This is a genomic window from Pandoraea bronchicola (assembly GCF_902459805.1).
In the GTDB taxonomy this organism is placed as follows: domain Bacteria; phylum Pseudomonadota; class Gammaproteobacteria; order Burkholderiales; family Burkholderiaceae; genus Pandoraea; species Pandoraea bronchicola.
In genome coordinates this window covers 178,998-199,195 of the sequence record NZ_CABPST010000008.1, presented here as the reverse complement: position 1 = coordinate 199,195, position 20,198 = coordinate 178,998, and the positions used below count along the sequence as shown (strand labels likewise).

The window sequence follows — 20,198 nt, the reverse complement described above, 5'->3', positions numbered from 1 at the left end:
TCATCATGCGGGCCATCATTCTCGCAGCAGGCATGGGCCTGCGTTTGCTCCAGCCCGAAGACAAGCAGTCGCCCAAGTGCCTGCTGCCGTTCGACGGCATGTCGCTGCTCGAGCGTCATCTGCGCATGCTCGCAGCGGCGGGCATTACCGACGTCGTGCTGGCGCTCGGCTTCCATCACGAGCAAGTGAGCGAAGCCCTCGATCGTCTGGACTGGACGCCGCGTCCGCAGATCCGTCTCAATCCGGAATTCCATCTCGGCAGCGTGCTGACGCTGCACACGGCCGCCGACGCGATGACCGCAGGCGGTGACGTGCTCGTCATGGACGCGGACGTGCTCTACGACCAACGCATCTTCAACGCCCTGGTGGCGGGCAAGACGGCGAACCGCCTGCTCATCGACCGCGACTTCGAAGTGGGCGACGAGCCGGTCAAGCTGTGCCTGCGCAACGGCGTGCCCGTCGAACTGCGCAAGCAGGTCATGGTCGGCCTGGAATACGACACCGTGGGCGAATCGGTCGGTTTCTTCCGCTTCAATGAGGCAACGGCCACGCGTCTTGCGGAAATCGTGCGTGATTACGTCGAATCGGGCCGCGCCAAGATGCCGCACGAAGAAGCCGTGCGCGATCTGTTGCTCGAGCGCGGTGCGCAATTCGAAACGGCCGACGTCACAGGCTTCCCGTGGATCGAAATCGACTACCCTGAAGACGTGAAGCGCGCCGCCGAACAGGTGCTGCCGCAACTCGAACCGCTCACGATGGTGTCAGAATGAACGCTCCCGACGCATTCACCCTCCCGCCGACCGCTACGCGCGCGTCGCAGCTGCGCGCCATGTTGCGCAGCGATCAACTCGAATTTCTGATGGAAGCCCACAACGGCCTGTCCGCACGTATCGTGCGCGAAGCGGGCTTCAAGGGCATCTGGGCATCGGGACTGGCCATTTCGGCGCAGTTCGGCGTGCGCGACAACAACGAAGCGAGTTGGACGCAGGTTGTCGACAACCTCGAGTTCATGGCCGACGCCGGCAATCTGCCGATCCTGCTCGATGGCGACACTGGCTACGGCAACTTCAACAACATGCGACGTCTCGTGCGCAAGCTCGAGCAACGTGGTGTGGCCGGCGTGTGTATCGAAGACAAGGTCTTCCCGAAGACCAACAGCTTCATTGGCGGCGAACGCCAGCCGCTCGCGGACATCGACGAGTTCTGCGGCAAGATCAAGGCCGGCAAGGACTCGCAGGCCGACGACGATTTCTCGATCGTGGCGCGTGTCGAAGCGCTGATCGCCGGTTGGGGGATGGAAGAAGCGCTGCGCCGCGCAGAGGCCTATCGCCAGGCCGGCGCCGACGCCATCCTGATTCACAGCAAGCTCAAGCGCGCCGACGAGATCGTGCAATTCGCCCGTGAGTGGGATAACCGCTGCCCGCTGGTGATCGTGCCGACGAAGTACTACAGCACGCCGACCGATGTGTTCCGCGACGCGGGCATCAGTGTCGTGATCTGGGCGAACCATCTGATTCGCTCCGCCACGTCGGCCATGCAAGCCGTAGCCGCCGAGATTCACCGCAGCGAGACACTCATCAACGTCGAGGACCGCATCGCGACCGTCGATGAGATCTTCCGTCTGCAAGATGCGGACGAATACACCGAAGCCGAAGACCGCTACCTGTCCGCGGCAAACGCGCCGCGCTCGGCCATCGTGCTGGCCGCCAGCCGTGGCAAGAACCTGGAGAGCGTGACGACCGACCGCCCGAAGGTGATGTTGCCCGTTGCCGGCAAGCCGCTGCTGCGCTGGCTGGTCGACGGCTTCAAGAAGCAGAACGTGAACGACATCACGGTCGTGGGCGGCTATCGTGCCGACGCGATCGACACGGCAGGCATCACACTGGCCGTCAACGAGCGTCACGCCGAAACCGGCGAACTCGCCTCGCTCGCCCGCGTGGCCAACGCCTTCACGCACGACACGGTCATCTCCTACGGCGACCTGCTGTTTCGCAGCTACATCGTGCGCGATCTGGTCGAGAGCCACGCCGGCTTCACGGTTGTTGTCGACTCCACCGCTGCGGCCACGGCCAATGCCGCCAACGCCAGCGTGCGCGACTTCGCGTACTGCTCGGCCGGCGACGACCGCGGCCTGTTTGGCCAACAAGTGCTGCTCGAGAAGATCAGCGGCAACGCCACGGACGCCGGGCGCACGCCCAACGGCCGCTGGATCGGCCTGCTGGGGGTGCGCGGCGACGAAGGCCGCGCGCAACTGCAGCGCGTCTTCGCGGCATTGCAGACGCGTGCGGATTTCGACCAGCTCGGCATGCCCGACCTGATCAACGCCCTCGCGGCAGACGGTGCCAAGATCGAAGTGCAATACGTACACGGCCACTGGCGCGGTGTGAACGACATGGAAGAATTCCGCCGCGCAGCGGATTTCGCCCACGCTCAGACGCCGTTAGGCGGTGCAGCTCAGGAGACTCAGGGTGATTGAGGCCGGACAGTTCGTCGAAGCCGCGCGCAAGCACGGCTTCATGTGGTACACCGGCGTGCCGTGTTCGTTCCTCACGCCGTTCATCAACTACGTGCTGCAAGACCCGACACTGCACTATCTGTCGGCGGCCAACGAGGGCGACGCGGTCGCCATCGCCGCCGGTGCGACGCTCGGCGAAGGCCGTGGCGCGCGCTCGGTCACGATGATGCAGAACTCGGGCCTCGGCAACGCCGTGAGCCCGCTGACCTCGCTCACGTGGACCTTCCGTCTGCCGCAATTGCTGATCGTGACGTGGCGTGGCCAGCCGGGCATCACCGACGAGCCGCAACACGCGCTCATGGGTCCGATCACGCCGGCCATGCTCGACCTGATGGAAGTGCCCTGGGAACTGTTCCCGACGGAGCCCGAAGCGATTGCCCCGGCACTGGAGCGCGCGGTTCGTCACATGGACGAGACCGGCCGCCCCTACGCCCTCGTGATGCAAAAAGGCAGCGTCGCCCCCCACCCGCTGCAACCGGTCGAGCGCCCCGCGCGTCCGGCCCAGCCCGCGCCGGTGTCGCTGGTGCAGGGCGTGGCGCCGTCCGAGTTGCCTGCTCGTCGCGACGCGCTGGCGCGTGTCATCGCTCACACACCGCTCCAGGGCACCGTCGTTCTGGCATCGACCGGCTTCTGTGGCCGCGAACTGTATGCACTCGACGACCGCGCCAACCAGTTGTACATGGTCGGCTCGATGGGATGCGTGACGACCCTGGCGCTGGGCCTCGCACTGGCGCGCCCCGACCTGCGCGTCGTCGCGCTCGATGGCGACGGCGCCGCACTCATGCGCATGGGCGCCTTTGCCACGCTGGGCGCTTACGGTCCGTCGAATCTCGTGCACCTGCTGCTCGACAACGCTTCGCACGACTCGACCGGCGCGCAAGCTACGGTCTCACCGACGGTCTCGTTCGCGGGCGTTGCCGCCGCCAGCGGTTATGCGCTCGCTCTTGAAGGCGACACACTCGACGTCATCGAACAATTGTTCGACGGCCGCACCGCGAGCCTGAACGATGGTCCGCGTTTCGCGTGCCTGACCACGCGTCCGGGAACACCCGACGGGCTGCCGCGCCCGAAGATCACGCCGGAAGCTGTGAAGTCGCGCCTGATGGACCACATTGCACAACGCGCACAGGCTTCGGCCTGAGTGCCTCTCCCTTTCACGAAATCTGCCGAGGAAGCTTCGCCATGCTGTTACTGAATCCGGGCCCCGTCACCCTGACCGAGCGAGTCCGCAAGAGCCTGCTGCAACCCGATCTGTGCCACCGCGAGCCCGAATTCTTCGACCTGCAGGATGAAGCCCGCGCCCGCCTGAGCGCCGTGTATGGTCTCGACCCCGCCGTGTGGACGCCGGTACTGATGACCGGCTCGGGCACAGCGGCCGTCGAGAGCATGACCGCCGGCCTGGTGCCGGAGGGCGGGCGCCTGCTGATCGTCGAGAACGGCGTGTATGGCGAGCGCATCTCGCAGATCGCGAAGCAATACCGCATCGATCACGACGTCATCCATTTCGAATGGATGCAAGCCCCGGATCTCGCACAAATCGTCGACAAGCTCGACACGGCGGGGGATCGTCCGTACACGAACGTGGCGATCATCCACCACGAGACGACGACGGGACGTCTGAACGATCTGGCCGGCATCGCTGCCGCATGCCGCGAACGCGGCATCGGTCTGCTGGTCGACGGCGTGAGCAGCTTCGCCGCCGAAGCCATCGACTTCCATGATTCGGGCATCGTGGCCGTTGCCGCCACCGCGAACAAGTGCGTGCACGGTGTGCCGGGCGTATCGTTCGTCATGGTGCGCAAAGACGCGCTCGCCAAGGCCGCGAGCCGCACGTATTACCTCGACATCGCGCGCCTGGCCAAGCTGCAGGCCGAGCGCAACACGCCGTTCACACCGTCGGTACACGCGTACTATGCACTCGTCGAAGCCCTGCGCGAACTCGACGACGCCGGTGGCTGGCAAAAGCGCCATGCGCATTACGGCGCACTCGCCGAGCAAGCGCGTGCCGGTCTGGCTGCACTGGGTATCGACAGCGCGTTGCCGCCGGGGGAATCCTCGGTGGTACTGCGCGCCTACAAGTTGCCCGCCGGTGTCGACTATCCGCGTTTGCACGACTGGCTCAAGGCCGACGGCTTCGTGATCTACGCGGGGCAAGGCGGCTTGTCCAAGGAGCTGTTCCGTATCTCGACGATGGGCAACCTCACGGCCGCCGACATCGATCGCCTGCTGGCGTCCTTCACCAGACTGGTGAAGTGAGCGCGGGGACGGACGTTCAGCCATGACCGATCTGCTAGCCAGCATCCAATCCCCGACTCAACTGCGTGCGCTCTCGCGCGCCGACTTGCGGCGTCTGGCCGACGAATTGCGCGCCTGCGTCCTCGACAGCGTCTCGCGCACCGGCGGCCACCTCTCGTCGAATCTGGGCACCGTCGAACTGACGATCGCGCTGCACTACGTCTTCGACACCCCTAACGACCGCATCGTGTGGGACGTGGGTCATCAGACCTATCCCCACAAGATCCTGACGGGCCGCCGCGAGGCCATGCCGACGCTTCGCCAATGGCAAGGCCTCTCGGGCTTTCCGAAACGCGACGAGTCGCCTTACGACACGTTCGGCACGGCGCATTCGAGCACGTCGATTTCGGCAGCGCTGGGCATGGCGCTGGCCAGCAAGGTCAAGGGCGAGAAGCGGCATGCGATCGCCGTGATCGGCGACGGCGCCATGACCGCCGGTGAAGCGTTCGAAGCGCTGAACAATGCGGGGGTCTACGAAGACCTGCCGTTCCTCGTGGTGCTCAACGACAACGACATGTCGATCTCGCCACCGGTCGGGGCGCTCAATCAATACCTCACACGGCTGATGTCGGGGCAGTTTTACTCGGCCGGCAAGGAAAGCGTGCGCCATCTGCTGCGCAACGCCCCCGCGCCGATGCGCGAGCTGGCGCACAAGCTCGAAGAGCACGCCAAGGCCATCGTCTCGCCAACGGGCACGATGTTCGAGGAATTCGGATTCAACTATCTCGGCCCCATCGACGGCCACGATCTGGACGCCCTTATCCCCGCGCTCGAGAACATCAAGGCGCTCAAGGGGCCGCAGTTCCTGCATGTCGTGACGCGTAAGGGCCGTGGCTACAAGCTCGCCGAGGCTGATCCGGTGCTGTATCACGGCCCGGGCAAGTTCAACCCGAGCGAAGGGATTCGTCCGGCGGCACCGGGCGCCGTCTCGGCCAAAACCTACACGCAGGTCTTCGGCGAATGGCTGTGCGACGCCGCGGCAGCAGACAAGCGCGTCGTCGGCATCACACCGGCAATGCGTGAAGGCTCCGGGCTCGTGGAGTTCGAAAAGCGTTTCCCTGAGCGCTACTACGACGTTGGCATCGCCGAGCAGCACGCCGTGACATTCGCGGGCGGATTGGCGACCGAGGGACTCAGGCCAGTGGTGGCGATCTACTCGACGTTCCTGCAGCGCGCCTACGATCAGGTGATTCACGACGTGGCCCTGCAGAACCTGCCTGTCGTTTTCGCGATCGATCGTGGTGGTCTCGTCGGTGCCGACGGCGCGACGCACGCGGGCGCCTACGACATCGCCTACCTGCGCTGCATCCCGAACATGGTGGTGATGGCCCCGGCCGACGAGAACGAATGCCGTCAGATGTTGCAGACGGCGCTCGGCATCGACGGCCCGAGCGCGGTGCGTTACCCGCGCGGCACAGGTCCCGGCGTGAAGATCGAGGCCGGCTTGTCGACGCTGCCCGTGGGCCGTGCCCAGGTGCGTCGTCAGAGCGCCGCCCCGGCGGGCCGTCGCGTGGCGATTCTGGCATTCGGCGCGATGGTGGCCCTGAGCGAACAAGTGGCTGGAGAGTTCGATGCGAGCGTGGTTAACATGCGCTTCGTCAAACCGCTCGACGAAGCCACGCTGCTCGAGGTGGCTCGCACGCACGATCTCGTCGTCACGCTCGAGGAAGGTTCCGTGATGGGCGGTGCTGGCACGGCCTGTGTCGAAGCGCTCAACGCCAATGGCGTGCTGGTTCCGGTGTTGCAACTGGGATTGCCCGACACGTACATCGATCAGGGCACGCCCGCGCAGCAACTCGCGTCGGTGGGGCTCGATGTACAGGGCGTCGCGGCGTCGATTCGCCGGGCCCTGGCCGAGCGTCTCGGCGGCAGGGTCGAGGCGGTGCCCTCGGCCTCCTGAGCGACGCATTTCACCACGCCCATAAAAAAAACGGCACCTTCGGGTGCCGTTTTTTCATGTCATGACTTTCATGACTTGCGTGCCATCAGGCTGATGGCGGCGCCCCCTTCTCACGCGGCTTGCCCATGAGCACGGGCTGGAAAAATACCGCGCCGATCAGCGTACATACAAGCGAGAGCGCCAGCAGCTTGCCCATGCTCGACGTCCCCGGGTGATGCGACAGCCACAGACTGCCGAAGGCGATGCCCGTGGTGGCGGCCGATAGCACGATCGCCTGCGTCAGACTCGAGGCGAGCAAGCGGGTCTTCCCCTCACGCCATGCGATCACGTAGTAGATCTTGAACGCCACGCCAACGCCGAGCAGCAACGGCAGCGCGATGATGTTCGCGAAGTTCAGCGGCAAACCGATCAGCACGGTGATTTCGAGGGTGACGGCCGCCGACACCAGCAGCGGCACCAGCGTACGCAGCACGTCGCCGAAGTTGCGCAGCGCCAGCCACAGCAGCACGGTGATCGAGAGCAAAGCCCAGATGCCTGCCTCGATGAACGCGCGGATGATCGTGTCGGCCGAGCGCAAGATCGAGATCGGGCCGCCAACCGCATCCGGCGTAGTCGCCAGGACGGCGGCACTGAACTTGCGCAGCATCGCGTCGTCGCTCGGATCCGCCCCCTTCGCCACATGCGGAGAGATGTTCACGAGCGCGCGGCCATCGGCCGCGACCCATTGCGAAATGATGTCCTTGGGCAGCGACTCGCGCGTCACCGCGCGCGGTTGCAGCGCATCGCGCAGTTGGCCAAGCGCGAGCTTCAACGGATCGGCAATTGCGCGATCGGCCCGGTCACGCGTGGCCGCATCGGCCGCCGCGAGCTTGCGCAAGGCCGCAGCCAAACGCTGCGCCTCCTTCGCGCCGTCGCCCGGATGATCGAGCGCAGCGTCTTCCAACTGGCCAGCCGCCGTCTTGAGCGACGACACGCGAGCCGCATCGGCCACCGGGGCCAGCGGCGTTTGCGAGAGCACCGGCAGCAGCGATGCGGCAGCCGCGCCGATCTGCGCGAGCTTGGCCGGCTGGTCCGCCGGAATGAATGTCGTGAGCGTGACTACGCGACCGACCTCAGGCACGGCGCGCAGCTTCGCGGCCTCGGCATCGGCAGCGCCAAGATTCGGGGCGAGCAGTTGCACGTCGTTGACCCCGGCTTCCGGCGAGTTGGCCAGATCCAGCAACGTCGCCATCGACTCCGTTTTCGGATCCTTCAGATGCAACGGGTTGAAGTCGAAGTGCAGATGCGCAAGCAGCGGCAGGCCCGCGACCACGAGGGCGAGCGTGCCGTACAGCAACGGCTTGCGGTGCTTGTCGGTGAAATCGTCGACCGGACCGAGACTGCGAAAGCCCGGCGGGCTCGCCTCGCCCTTCGGTTTGAACACACTGATGAGCGCGGGCAGCAACGTAATGGCCGACGGAAATGCCACGCACAAGATGCCCACGCCTGCGATCAGCCCCAACTCGGACACACCGCGATAGTCCGTCGGCAAGAACGAGAAGAAGCTCGCCGCCGTGGCCGCAGCGGCCAGGGACAACGGCATCGCAATCGCCTTGCCTGCCCCCGAGAGCGCACCGCGAAGCACCTCGTCGCTGGACGACTTGCCGTCATTGTCCAGACGATGACGCTCTTCGCGATAGCGCACACCGAACTGAATACCGAAGTCCACGCCGATGCCGACGAACAGCACGGCGAACGCCACCGAAATCATGTTGAGCGCGCCGACCATCATCAGACCAAGCGCAAACGTGATGATCAGCCCCGCCAGCAACGTGATGAACACCGCGAGAATCATCTTGCCCGAGCGCACCGCCAGCCACAGCACCACGAGCACGGCCAGCAGCGTGATGACGGCGTTCGGCCCGGCGTCCTGACTCACCGACGCGAACTCTTCGTCGGACAGCGGGCGCGGCCCCGTCAGCCGCACCGTCGCGCCATAGCGCTCCATGAGCTTCAGATCGGCCGCGGCTTCGCGAATGCGGGCAGCGGCGTTGGCGCCGGCTTCGAGCGCCGCATAGTCCAGCACGGGCTGCACCTGCACGTAGCTGCGGGCCACGGTATCCGGCGCGACGAGCGCGCGCCACGACATGCCGGCAGGGCGGCCTGCCAGCACCGCCTCGGTCGTATCGGCCGCATTGCCGAGCAGGCGCGCCATGTCCGGCAGCTTCACCTGCCCCGTGAGCAACGGCGTCTGCAACGTGACCGACAGCAGATTCGACAAGCCCGTCAGACTGGGGTCCCCGGCAAGGCGGTTAAGCAGCGGCTTGGCGTCTTCGAGCTTGCCGGTGAGCGACTTCACGTCATCGACAGACGCGAAGAGCAGCGCATTGCGGGCAAAGAACTCGCCCGATCCGGGGCGGCTCACCGACCGGAACACGTCCGTCTCGGTCGACAGCTTCTCGGCCAGTTCGGCAGCGGCCCGGTCGGCGAACTCTACGGCCGGGGCCTGCACCACGGCGAGCGTGATGTCGACCTTCTGCGGGAAAGCGCGGTCGATTTCACGGCCGCGCTCGGCGGCGGGCGTGTTCAGATCGATCAGGCCCGAAATGTCGGTGTTGATCGCAAAGTGCTTGGCGACGTACACGCCACTCGCGATGACGAGGAGCAGCGAAGCGAAGATGACTGGGTACGCGTGCTTCGCCGAAAAACGGACGATGCGCACGACGAGCGAAGTCAGCATGTAGCGGTTCCGGAAGAAAGTGGGGGCCGTCCTCGCCTTCGGCCGCCTCGATCCATAAGGTAACGAATCGTTATGGATCGGGTGCGCCGGGGAACCAATCGCGGAACAAATCCGTCGATCGGCTAGTGAAATACGAGGAAACGGTGAATTTGCAAAATCGAAGCAGTATACAAGGCCGCGTGGACTACACTACGGGCCTACCCGATATAAACCGACGAAGACGAGCTGGGTTTCAACGTATGAACAAATTTCTGGTGACGGCAATCGCTACCGTCGCAGTCAGCGGCATCGCTGGTGTCTCGAGCGCCTGGGCACAGGCAAACAGCGCCAATCCGAACGATATGGTGAAGACCGCAGTCGAGACGGTCGTCAAGGCCGCCAAGGCCGACGCGGCCGCCCGTGACGGTGATGTGAGCGCTACCGCACGTGTCGTGGCCCGCGAGTTCCTGCCCTATACCGACTTCCATCGCACCACGCGCTACGCCGTGGGCCCGAAGGCGTTCGATACCGCCACGCCGGCCCAGCAGCAGCAGGTCTTCGAACAGTTCCAGCAGTTGCTCGTGAACACGTTCGCGCTGCAACTCTCGCAAGTGCGTGGCACGCAGATCTCGTTCAAGTTCTCCCCGGCCAAACTCACGGCGAACAGCACCGACGTCGTGGTGGGCGCCTCGGTGAGCGGCACCGGCGACAATCTTTCGGTGGCCTACCGTCTGGCCAAGACCGACAAGGGCTGGAAGATCTACGACATCAACATGATGGGCGAGAACGTGGCCGACGCGTGGCTCATCCAGTTGTATCAGCCGCAGTTCAAAGCCCGTATCGCCCAGGGCGGCATCGACAGCCTGATCGCCTATCTGCGCGAGAAGAACGAGCGTTTCGGCAAATAAAATCAATGACTTGTTGACGCACAGCGTGACCGGCGCGGCCAACCCAGGGGGCCGGCGCCAGCGTATGCGCGGCGGATTTTTCAACTTAACGGCAGATTCGGCGCAAATCCAATCCAGATACGCGCTGATTCGTCAACATTTATGCAACACTCGCAGGCGGCTTCCCATAGGGGGTCGTCAGCAATATTTGGCCGCGGCGGTTACAATCGCTGCTTGTCAAACGACCGGACGGCGGTCCCCCGCGGGGGCGCGCGAAATGCCATCGAAGCTGGCGCCGCGCGCTGCATGAGGCCATAGTTTTCACGACATGGACACCCGATAGCACCGCCATCCCGGCCGACCTGAGCCGGAGAGCTGAATGCAAGTCTTCCTTGCCCAACCCCGCGGTTTTTGTGCGGGTGTCATACGTGCCATCGAGATCGTGGAGCGCGCCCTGGAAAAATACGGCGCCCCGGTCTACGTCCGCCATGAGATCGTCCACAACAAACATGTGGTCGATTCGCTCAAGGCCAAGGGCGCGCGCTTTATCGACGAGTTGTCCGAAGCTCCTGCGGGCGCTGTGACCATTTTCAGCGCCCATGGCGTCGCACGCGTCGTCGAACAGGAGGCGCAGACGCGCGGTCTGAAGGTGCTCAATGCCACCTGCCCGCTCGTCACCAAAGTGCACATTCAGGGCAAGAACTACGTGTCTGCCGGCCGTGAAGTCATTCTGATCGGTCATGCCGGCCACCCCGAAGTCGAAGGGACGATGGGCCAGATCGACGGTCCCGTGCATCTCGTGCAGACCGAAGACGATGTCGACGCCCTGCCGCTCGCCGACAATACGCCGCTGTCGTACGTCACTCAGACCACGCTATCGGTCGACGAGACTCGCGGTATCATTGCTGCGCTGCAACGTCGCTTTACCAATATCGTCGGCCCGAACACCAAAGACATCTGCTATGCCACGCAGAATCGCCAGACCGCCGTGCGCGAGCTGTGCGAGCGCGTGGATGTACTGCTGGTGGTCGGGGCGACGAACAGCTCGAACTCGAACCGCCTGCGCGAAATCGGCTCCGAAATGGGACTGCCGAGCTACCTGGTGGCCGATGGCTCAGAGCTGAATCCGGAATGGGTGCGCGGCCAGGCCCGCATCGGCATTACCGCCGGGGCATCTGCGCCCGAGCGCATGGTCGAAGACGTGATCGACGCACTGCGTCGCATCGACACCGTCGAAGTGACTCTCATGGACGGCATCGAGGAAACCATCCAGTTTCGCCTGCCGTCGGAATTGATTAAACACGAGCCGGTCGCCGCGCAACACGCGGTCGCTGGCTAACGCAACACGAACAGGAGCCGAACTTGGCCATCCCCTTCCTGCAACAGGCGTATGTTGGCGCCTATCTGATGAAGCAACGCTTCAAGGGCAACAAGCGCTACCCGCTGGTGCTCATGCTCGAACCGCTGTTCCGCTGCAACCTCGCCTGCTCGGGCTGCGGCAAGATCGACTATCCGGACCCCATCCTGAATCAGCGCGTCTCGCTCAAGGACTCGCTCGACGCCGTGGACGAATGCGGCGCACCGGTGGTCTCGATCGCCGGTGGCGAGCCGCTGCTGCACAAGGAAATGCCGGAGATCGTCAAGGGCATCATCGCACGCAAGAAGTTCGTCTATCTGTGCACGAACGCCCTGTTGCTCGAAAAGAAGATCGACGACTACGAGCCGAGCCCGTTCTTCGTCTGGTCGATTCACCTCGACGGCGACCGTGAAATGCACGACGCCGCCGTGTCGCAGGAAGGTGTGTACGACCGCGCCGTGTCCGCCATCAAGCTGGCCAAGTCGCGCGGCTTCCGCGTGAACATCAACTGCACGCTGTTCAACAACGCCGATCCGGAGAAGGTCGCCAAGTTCTTCGATTCGACGAAGGACCTTGGCCTTGACGGCATTACCGTCTCGCCGGGCTATGCCTACGAGCGCGCGCCGGATCAGCAGCACTTCCTGAACCGTTCGAAGACCAAGCAACTGTTCCGCGACATTCTCAAGCGCGGCAACGGCGGCAAGAACTGGACGTTTAGCCAATCGAGCCTGTTCCTGGACTTCCTTGCCGGCAACCGTTCGTACCACTGCACGCCGTGGGGTAACCCGACGCGTACCGTGTTCGGCTGGCAGCGTCCGTGCTACCTGCTTGGCGAAGGCTATGCCAAGACGTACACGGAACTGATGGAAACCACCGACTGGGACAAGTACGGTGTGGGCAACTACGAGAAGTGCGCCGACTGCATGGTGCACAGCGGCTTCGAAGCCACGGCCGTGAACGAGACGCTGACGCGTCCGCTGCGCGCGCTGGGTGTCGCGCTCAAGGGCGTGCGTACCGATGGCCCGATGGCCGAGGACGTCTCGTTCGCCAAGCAGCGTCCGGCCGAGTTCGTGTTCTCGAAGCACGTCGAGATCAAGCTCGACGAACTGCGCCGGGCCAAGGCGTAAATGCCGTCGCGTGTGCTGGTCACCGGCGCCTCCGGGTTCGTCGGTTCTGCGGTGGCACGCACGGCGCTCGCGCGCGGTCACGAGGTTCGCCTGCTGGTGCGTGGCACCAGTCCGCGCGCGAACCTCGCCGACCTGCCCGTTGAAGTCGTGGAAGGCGACATGCGCGATGCGGCATCGATGCAACGCGCGCTCACCGGGGTCGATGCCCTGCTCCACGTCGCCGCCGACTATCGTCTCTGGGCGAAAGATCCGAACGACATCATGCGGGCCAACATCGACGGCACGCGCACGGTGATGGAAGCCGCGCTGCGTGCAGGCGTCGAGCGCGTGGTGTACACCAGCAGTGTCGCCACACTGCGTGTTCACGACGCCGTCGGTCCCGTCGACGAAACCTCCCCGAACGACGAAGCCACCACCATCGGCGTGTACAAGCGCAGCAAGGTGGCGGCCGAACGTCTGGTCGAGCGAATGATTGCGAACGACGGCCTGCCCGCCGTGATCGTCAATCCGTCCACGCCCATCGGTCCGCGCGACATCAAGCCCACGCCGACCGGGCGCATCATCGTCGAAGCCGCGCAAGGCAAGATTCCCGCGTTTGTCGATACGGGCCTGAATCTCGTTCACGTCGACGATTGCGCCGAAGGCCATCTGCTTGCTCTCGAGCGCGGACGCATCGGTGAGCGCTACATTCTTGGCGGCGACGACGTTCTGCTGCGTGACATGCTCGCGGGCATTGCGGGTATGGTCGATCGCAAGGCCCCAAAGATTGCACTGCCGCGTTGGCCGCTCTATCCGCTCGCGATGGCAGCGCAAGGCGTTGCTCGCTTCACGGGCAAAGAGCCGTTCGTCACCGTCGATGGCCTGAAGATGTCGCGCTACCACATGTTCTTCTCGTCCGAGAAGGCGAAGCGCGATCTTGGCTACACTGCCCGCCCCTACTCCGAAGGCCTGCGCGACGCGCTCGCCTGGTTTGGTTCTGCCGGATATCTGTCATGACTGTTTTGGCCTGGATTGCCGCGTTGTCGCTGGCCATCTGGATCTATCTGCTGAGTTCGCAGGGTGATTTCTGGCGCGCGCGTGAGCGTGACGATCTGGACGAAGCGCGCCTGCCGGCGCCCGGCGTCTGGCCCGTCGTGGCCGTTGTCATTCCCGCGCGCAACGAGGCGGAATCGATCGGACAAGTGGTTGAATCGCTGTGCCGTCAGGACTATGCGGGACGGCTGCGCATCGTGGTTGTCGACGATCAGAGCCACGACGGCACGGCCGATCTCGCCCGCGAAGCCGCCGCACGTGCAGCCGCCGACGGCTTCATCCGCCGCGTGGATGTGCTCAGCGGCCAGCCGCTGCCCGGTGGCTGGACCGGCAAGATGTGGGCGGTGCGTCAGGGGGTGGCGTTCGCGAGCGATCCCGCCACAAACGACGATGGCATCGCGCCCGACTATCTGTTGCACACGGACGCCGACATCGCGCATTCGCCGGAGAATGTGCGTCGTCTGGTCACGCGTGCCACGGGCGACAATCGCGTGCTCGTCTCGCTCATGGCAAAGCTGCGCTGCACGGCATGGTTCGAACGCACGCTGATTCCCGCGTTCGTGCTGTTCTTCCAGATGCTGTACCCGTTCGCCTGGGTCAACGATCCGAAGAAGCGCATGGCGGCGGCCGCAGGCGGTTGCATGCTGATTCATCGCGCCTCGCTCGAAGCCGGTGGCGGTATCGAAGCCATTCGCGACGAGATCATCGACGACTGCGCCATGGGACGTCTGCTCAAGAAGCAAGGCGCGATCTGGCTGGGTCTCACGGAGCGGGCCGTCAGCGTGCGTCCGTACGACAACCTCGGCGAGATTCGCAAGATGGTGTCGCGCACGGCCTATGCACAGTTGCAGTACTCGCCGGTGTTGCTCGCGGGCACCATCGTATCGCTGCTGCTCACGTTCATCGTGCCGCCTGCCATGACGATCTTCGCCTCGGGCATTGCCCAGTGGCTGGGTCTCTTTGCCTGGATTGCGATGACGCTGTCGTACCTGCCGATGCTGCGCTTCTATCGTCAGCCGTCGAGCTTCGGACCGATGCTGCCGCTCGTCGCTGCGTTGTACACCGTCTTCACGTTCGACTCGGCACTGCAACACTGGCGCGGTCGTGGTGGCATGTGGAAGGGACGCGCTCAGGCGCGCGGACAGCAATCGTCGGACGTGTGAACCAGCCACCTGCCGGTCTCGGCCCAAAACGAAAATGCCAGCCCGTCTGCAAAGACGCGCTGGCATTTTTCCTGGGTGACGCTTGCCGTTGAAAGGCCGTGCGGGGACCGACGCGATCAGATGCCGGCGGCCACGGCACCGAAGCCATCGCCCAGCTTGAGGGCCACGATCTGGCGTCCGTGACGCATGGACTGCCTGGCGAGGCTGGCGTCTTTCCCGACGCGCAGCAACGCAGGCAATTGCAATGGATTGACGGCCAGCGAGCGCAGCACGCCGAGAATGTCGGTGGAACCGTCGCTGCGAAGCCCCGCGAGCGCCGCCGGAGGGAGAGACCGTTCGGCCGGATCAATCACCACCCGTGCGGCGACGAACGGCAGCCCGTGCGCCTGCGCCACTCGCGCCACGATATGCGATTCCATATCCGCCGCTGCCGCCCCGCTCTCGCGAAGCAACGCGGCTTTGTCGTCCGCGTTCACCACAGGCGCAGTCACGCCTGCCAGATCGGCGCGCAAGGCACCGGGCATGGCACGACGTAATGCGTCGGCCCAGCCAATGGCCGCCACATACTCGCGCGCCTGCTGTGGCATATCCAGCACCTTGTGCGCGATCACCCACTGACCGGGCTTCATGCCGGGAATCAACCCGCCCGCCGTACCGAAGCTCACCAGCCCGCGCGCGCCATCACGTGCCATCGCAACCTCCAGGTCTGCGGCGAGCGTGTCGTTCTGCGCGCAGACCACGAGCACCCCGTTGCCGCGCGCGATGCGCGCTTCGAAGGGCATACCGGTCACAACGATGATGGGCGGGGTCATGGCGTTCGCGTTTTACATGCCGCAGGGCACGGGGCAATCGTTGCGCACCGTCAGATTACGATAGCGCGCGAGTGCCCACAGCGGGAAGAACTTGCGATAGCCGTGATAACGCAGATAGAACACTCGAGGGAAGCCCGTCGCCGTGTAAAGTTCCTCGTCCCAAAGCCCTTCGTCGTTCTGCGTGTTGAGCAGATAGTCGATGCCGCGCTTGACCGCCGGATCGTTGGCCTTGCCCGCGGCCATCAGACCGAGTAACGCCCAGGCCGTCTGCGACGACGTGCTCGGCGCCGACTCATAGCCCTTGTACTCGAGCTTGTAGCTGTCGCCGTCTTCGCCCCAGCCGCCGTCGGCGTTCTGGATCGAGATGAGCCATTGTGCCGACCGTGCCAGCGCCGGATGCTCCGGCGGCAAACCCGCTGCCTGCAAGCTGCACATGGCCGACCACGTGCCGTACACGAAATTCATGCCCCAGCGGCCGTACCAGCTGCCGTCGGCCTCCTGATCGTCGAGAATGTACTTCAACGCCAGATCCGCTGACGCCTTGCGCTCCGGCGATTGCGGCAGTTGCGCCAGCATCGAGAGGCAACGTGCGGAGACGTCCACCGTCGGCGGATCGAGCAACGCGCCGTGATCCGAGAACGGAATGTTGTTCAGATACAGATGCGTATTCTCCGGCTCGAAGGCCCCCCAGCCCCCGTTGCCGCTCTGCATGCCGATCACCCACTCCGTGCCGCGATCGATCGCATGACGCATCGGACGCGTGCTGGCATCGACCTTGTCGTTCTCGAACGTGCCGGCGAGCTTCTCATAGCGATCCATCGCCATGGCGACCACGGCGGTGTCGTCCACGTCCGGGTAGTGGGGGTTGGCAAACTGGAAGGCCCAGCCGCCGGGACGCACGTTCGGACGACGCGAAATCCAGTCGCCACGCACGTCCAGAATCTGGAGCGGAATGAGCCACTCGAGGCCCTTGCCCGCCATTTCGATCGCGCGCTTATCACCGGTTTCGAGCAACGCGTGCGCCGACAGGGCAGTGTCCCATACCGGCGACAGGCATGGTTGCACGTAGGTCTCGTGATCGGCGGGCGTCACCAGCTTTTCGACTGACTTGCGGGCAATCGCGCGGCTCGGATGATCTTCCGGATAGCCAAGCACGTCGTACATCATGACCGCGTTGGCCATCGCCGGATAAATCGCGCCGAGCCCGTCTTCGCCGTTCAGACGTTCCTCGACGAAATCGACGGCGCGCTTGATCGACTTCTCGCGCAGCCTCTTCGGGAAGAACGGATCGAGCGCACGTAGCACGTGATCGACCCCTGAGAAGAACGTGAACCAGAAACGGCTCTGATGCGGCGCACGTTTGGGCGGGCCGACATCTTTGGGGTTGCCGATGAACAGCTCGTCGATACCGACACCCTTCGGGTTACGTGCAAGCGGGCGCTTGGCCTGCAACACGAGCAGCGGCACGATCACGGTACGGGCCCAGTACGACACCTTCGACAGATGGAAGGGGAACCACTGCGGCAACAGCATGATCTCGACAGGCATCATCGGCACGGCACGCCAGGAGAGCACGCCGTAGAGTGCCAGCAGAATGCGCGTGAAGACGTTCGAATTCTGCGCGCCGCCCCGCGAGAGGATGGCCTCGCGGGCACGCACCATGTGCGGCGCATCGATCGGATCGCCGATCATCTTGAGCGCGAAGTACGCCTTCACGCTGGCGCTCATGTCGAACTTGCCCTTGTGGAACAACGGCCAGCCGCCATGTTCGCCCTGAATACGACGCAGATACGCGGCGATCTTCGCTTCGAGTTCGGCGTCGACCTTCTCACCCAGATGGTGACGGAGCAGCACGTACTCGGCCGGAATGGTCGAGTCGGCTTCCAGTTCGAACAGCCAGTGACCGTCGTCCTGTTGCAGGTCGAGCAGTGCCGTGATCGAGCGGTCGATCCCTGTTTCCAGGGTCTGCGTGGCCATTGCCGTGCTCACTTTCTGGGCAAGTTCGGTATGCAGCTTGAGGTCCACGGCCGTGGCAGTGGCCGTGCGTCGCGCTTCCTTTTCGGAAGCATCGCGTATCGTATCCATGGCGTTCTTGCCTACTCAAAGGCGTATGAGCGGCGCGTCGTGCGCGCCGGTTAAACATTCACTCTTGCGATTGCGCCGGGTTCTGCTGCCCGGCTAGCGCGTAAGACGATCCGACGAGGCTCAGGCCGGTCGCAGCAGGTCGGCTGCCCGGTTGCCGCTGCGCAGCGCGCCCTCGATGGTCGCGGGCAGCCCGGTGGCCGTCCAGTCGCCGGCCAGCGCGAGATTACGCCAGCGCGTCTGCGCGCCAGGGCGACGCTTGTCCTGCGCCGGTGTTGCCGCAAACGTGGCGCGCTTCTCACGCACCAGTTGCCACACCGGCATCGGCGTGGACGGCACCTGACAGGCGTGTGCGACCTCTTCCCAAATGCGAAGCGCGAGCGATTCCCGCGATTCGTCGAGCAGATGATCTGCACCGCTGATCGTGACCGACAGACGGCCATCGAAGGCGAAAATCCAGTCGCTTACACCGTTCACCACGCCAATCATCGGCGGGCAGCCCGGCGGCGGCGGCACCTGAAAATGCGCGTTGACGATGGCGCGGTATTCATCCGGCGTAGTCAGCTCCGGCACCAGCGCCGCGGCCACGTTCGGTGGCACGGCGAGCACCACCGCATCGTCCGCCGCAAGCGCCTCGGGGCCATCGCCAAAATCGATCGCTTCGACGCGGCTGCCGTCCGGCGCAAAGTGCAACGCACGCACACGGTGCTGCATCATCACGCGCGCGCCCTTCGCTTCCAGGAACGCCAGTGCGGGCGTGACGAACGACACGTCCAGACCGTCGCTGGCAATCAGCGGATGGCAAGCCTTGCCGCCCGCGGCGAGCGTCTCGCGAATGACGGCAGCGGCCATCTGCGCCGAGCCTTCGGCCGGATCGGCGTTGAGCACGGCGAGAAACAGCGGGTGAATCAGCCGCTTGTACAGCGTGGGCGGGCAACGCATGGCGTCGGTCATCGTCGCGTCGGGCCCTGCGCGCAGCAGCGGCGCGAGCGAGAGATAGTCCGACCATTTCGTGTCCGGCACGCGAGCGTGCTTGTCGAAGATCCACCACGGCAGACGCCCTTCCGACAGACGCACCGTCCAGCGTTCGTCGCTATCGAGGTCGATGAACGCAAACTCGGCGCGACCGGGGCCGGTCAGCGTGTGCTCGGCGCCGATGGTGCGCGTGAATTCGCGCATCGTGGTATTGCCCGAGAGCACCAGATGATTGCCGTTATCGATCACGGCATTCAACTGCCGGTCGAAATAGGATCGGCAACGCCCGCCCGCCTGCGGCGCGGCCTCGTGCAGCACAACGGGCACACCGCGCGTGGCAAGCCTTACCGCGGCGGCCAGCCCTGCAAGGCCGGCGCCGATGACGTGAACCGTGCCCGCCATCAGAAGACCATCTGCCGCAGCAGCATCAGAATGAGACGCCAGCGCGGCACTCGCACGCGCTCGCGGGGCACGGCAAAGCCGCGCGCAATGAGTTTGTCGAGAATCGCACCGTAGGCTTTGGCCATCACGGCGGGCGCCACGACCACACGTCGCGGATGCCGCGCCATGATCGCCCGCGCCTTCGCGTAATGTTCGCGAGCCTGGGCGATAAGCGGCGCACAGGCTCGATCGAGCTTGGCGGCGACGACCCTCTCCGGCGTGGCCCCCACGATACCGGCGTCCGCCAGCGTTTCGCGCGGCAGATAGACGCGGCCGATACCGGCGTCTTCGTCGATATCGCGCAGAATATTCGTCAGTTGGAGCGCACGGCCCAGGTGATAGGACAAGTCGATGCCGTCCTGCTCGGGCATGCCGAACACTTTGACCGACAGACGGCCGACGGCGCTTGCCACGCGATCGCAATACAGATCGAGCGTGGGCAGATCGGGCGCGACGATGGGGCCGCAGGCATCCATTTCCATGCCCTCGATGACGGCAATGAAATCTTCGTGCTTCAGACCGAACTGCTTGACCACACGGGCAAGGTTCGCGAGCGACGGCGACGGGCGTCCGTCGTACAGATCGGCCAGATCGCGCCGCCATGCGGCCAGACGCGACATCCGGCTCGCCGACGTATCGTCGCCGTCGTCGGCAATATCGTCCACGGCGCGGCAAAAGGCGTAGATCTCGAACATGCCTTCGCGCTGCGCGGGCGGCAGAATGCGCATCGCAGCGTAAAAACTGCTGCCCGACGCCACGCGTGCGCTGCTTTGCTCAGGCGAAATTTCGATCGGTTCGGCGACGCTCACGAGGCTCCTCGTCGTGCAGGGGAACAGGGTGACACCACGGACAAAACTCAGGGGATTCTTGCAAGGAGGGAAGTATACCGGGGATTGGCGCGACTTTCCCGCCAG

15 protein-coding genes are annotated in these 20,198 nt (G+C 64.7%); 10 read left to right on the top strand and 5 right to left on the bottom strand.

Annotated elements, in window-relative coordinates; genetic code table 11:
* Nucleotides 1-5 precede the first annotated feature (5 nt).
* From PBR20603_RS16000 to dxs, 5 genes are read left to right on the top strand one after another with little or no spacing between them, the layout of a single operon-like run.
* The gene (locus PBR20603_RS16000; RefSeq protein WP_150560497.1) at nucleotides 6-770 is read left to right on the top strand and encodes a phosphocholine cytidylyltransferase family protein; all 765 of its coding nucleotides are present in this window, start codon (nucleotides 6-8) and stop codon (nucleotides 768-770) included.
* Complete coding sequence (gene aepX, locus PBR20603_RS15995) at nucleotides 767-2,476, top strand: phosphoenolpyruvate mutase (protein ID WP_150560496.1); 1,710 nt, start codon at nucleotides 767-769, stop codon at nucleotides 2,474-2,476. Before PBR20603_RS16000 ends, aepX begins: the two co-directional genes overlap by 4 nt.
* Nucleotides 2,469-3,656: a phosphonopyruvate decarboxylase gene (gene aepY / locus PBR20603_RS15990; protein WP_150560495.1), complete on the top strand. Its 1,188-nt coding sequence runs from the start codon at nucleotides 2,469-2,471 to the stop codon at nucleotides 3,654-3,656. The genes aepX and aepY overlap by 8 nt, the downstream gene beginning before the upstream one ends.
* A gap of 41 nt (nucleotides 3,657-3,697) precedes the next feature.
* Entirely contained in the window at nucleotides 3,698-4,771 is a 1,074-nt protein-coding gene (locus tag PBR20603_RS15985; protein WP_150560494.1) for a 2-aminoethylphosphonate aminotransferase, read from the top strand.
* Nucleotides 4,772-4,793: 22 nt separating this feature from the next.
* Entirely contained in the window at nucleotides 4,794-6,710 is a 1,917-nt protein-coding gene (dxs, locus tag PBR20603_RS15980) for a 1-deoxy-D-xylulose-5-phosphate synthase (protein ID WP_150560493.1), read from the top strand.
* A gap of 85 nt (nucleotides 6,711-6,795) precedes the next feature.
* Here dxs and hpnN read toward each other — a convergent pair whose 3' ends face one another.
* Complete coding sequence (gene hpnN / locus PBR20603_RS15975; RefSeq protein ID WP_150560492.1) at nucleotides 6,796-9,429, bottom strand: hopanoid transporter HpnN; 2,634 nt, start codon at nucleotides 9,427-9,429, stop codon at nucleotides 6,796-6,798.
* Between the two features lie 239 nt (nucleotides 9,430-9,668).
* Here hpnN and PBR20603_RS15970 point away from each other — a divergent pair, with 239 nt between their 5' ends.
* From PBR20603_RS15970 to PBR20603_RS15950, 5 genes are all read left to right on the top strand, one after another.
* Nucleotides 9,669-10,316, top strand: a complete 648-nt coding sequence (locus tag PBR20603_RS15970; protein WP_150560491.1) for an MlaC/ttg2D family ABC transporter substrate-binding protein — start codon at nucleotides 9,669-9,671, stop codon at nucleotides 10,314-10,316.
* Between the two features lie 358 nt (nucleotides 10,317-10,674).
* Complete coding sequence (gene ispH / locus PBR20603_RS15965) at nucleotides 10,675-11,634, top strand: 4-hydroxy-3-methylbut-2-enyl diphosphate reductase (RefSeq protein ID WP_150560490.1); 960 nt, start codon at nucleotides 10,675-10,677, stop codon at nucleotides 11,632-11,634.
* 23 nt (nucleotides 11,635-11,657) lie between these two features.
* The gene (hpnH, locus tag PBR20603_RS15960) at nucleotides 11,658-12,779 is read left to right on the top strand and encodes an adenosyl-hopene transferase HpnH (RefSeq protein ID WP_150560489.1); all 1,122 of its coding nucleotides are present in this window, start codon (nucleotides 11,658-11,660) and stop codon (nucleotides 12,777-12,779) included.
* On the top strand, nucleotides 12,780-13,775 hold the full coding sequence (hpnA, locus tag PBR20603_RS15955; RefSeq protein ID WP_150560488.1) for a hopanoid-associated sugar epimerase: 996 nt from the start codon (nucleotides 12,780-12,782) through the stop codon (nucleotides 13,773-13,775).
* A complete protein-coding gene (locus PBR20603_RS15950) occupies nucleotides 13,772-14,974 on the top strand; it encodes a glycosyltransferase (protein WP_150560487.1) in 1,203 nt (400 codons plus the stop codon). The genes hpnA and PBR20603_RS15950 overlap by 4 nt, the downstream gene beginning before the upstream one ends.
* 116 nt (nucleotides 14,975-15,090) lie before the next feature.
* Here PBR20603_RS15950 and PBR20603_RS15945 read toward each other — a convergent pair whose 3' ends face one another.
* The 4 genes from PBR20603_RS15945 to hpnD all read right to left on the bottom strand — a co-directional run bounded on the left by PBR20603_RS15945 (nucleotide 15,091) and on the right by hpnD (nucleotide 20,093).
* Nucleotides 15,091-15,786: a phosphorylase gene (locus PBR20603_RS15945; RefSeq protein ID WP_150560486.1), complete on the bottom strand. Its 696-nt coding sequence runs from the start codon at nucleotides 15,784-15,786 to the stop codon at nucleotides 15,091-15,093.
* Nucleotides 15,787-15,798: 12 nt separating this feature from the next.
* The gene (gene shc, locus PBR20603_RS15940) at nucleotides 15,799-17,763 is read right to left on the bottom strand and encodes a squalene--hopene cyclase (protein ID WP_150560537.1); all 1,965 of its coding nucleotides are present in this window, start codon (nucleotides 17,761-17,763) and stop codon (nucleotides 15,799-15,801) included.
* Nucleotides 17,764-17,991: 228 nt separating this feature from the next.
* On the bottom strand, nucleotides 17,992-19,245 hold the full coding sequence (gene hpnE / locus PBR20603_RS15935; protein ID WP_150560485.1) for a hydroxysqualene dehydroxylase HpnE: 1,254 nt from the start codon (nucleotides 19,243-19,245) through the stop codon (nucleotides 17,992-17,994).
* Nucleotides 19,245-20,093, bottom strand: coding sequence for a presqualene diphosphate synthase HpnD (gene hpnD / locus PBR20603_RS15930; RefSeq protein WP_150560484.1), 849 nt, complete (start codon nucleotides 20,091-20,093; stop codon nucleotides 19,245-19,247). The genes hpnE and hpnD overlap by 1 nt, the downstream gene beginning before the upstream one ends.
* Between the last annotated feature and the right edge of the window lie 105 nt (nucleotides 20,094-20,198).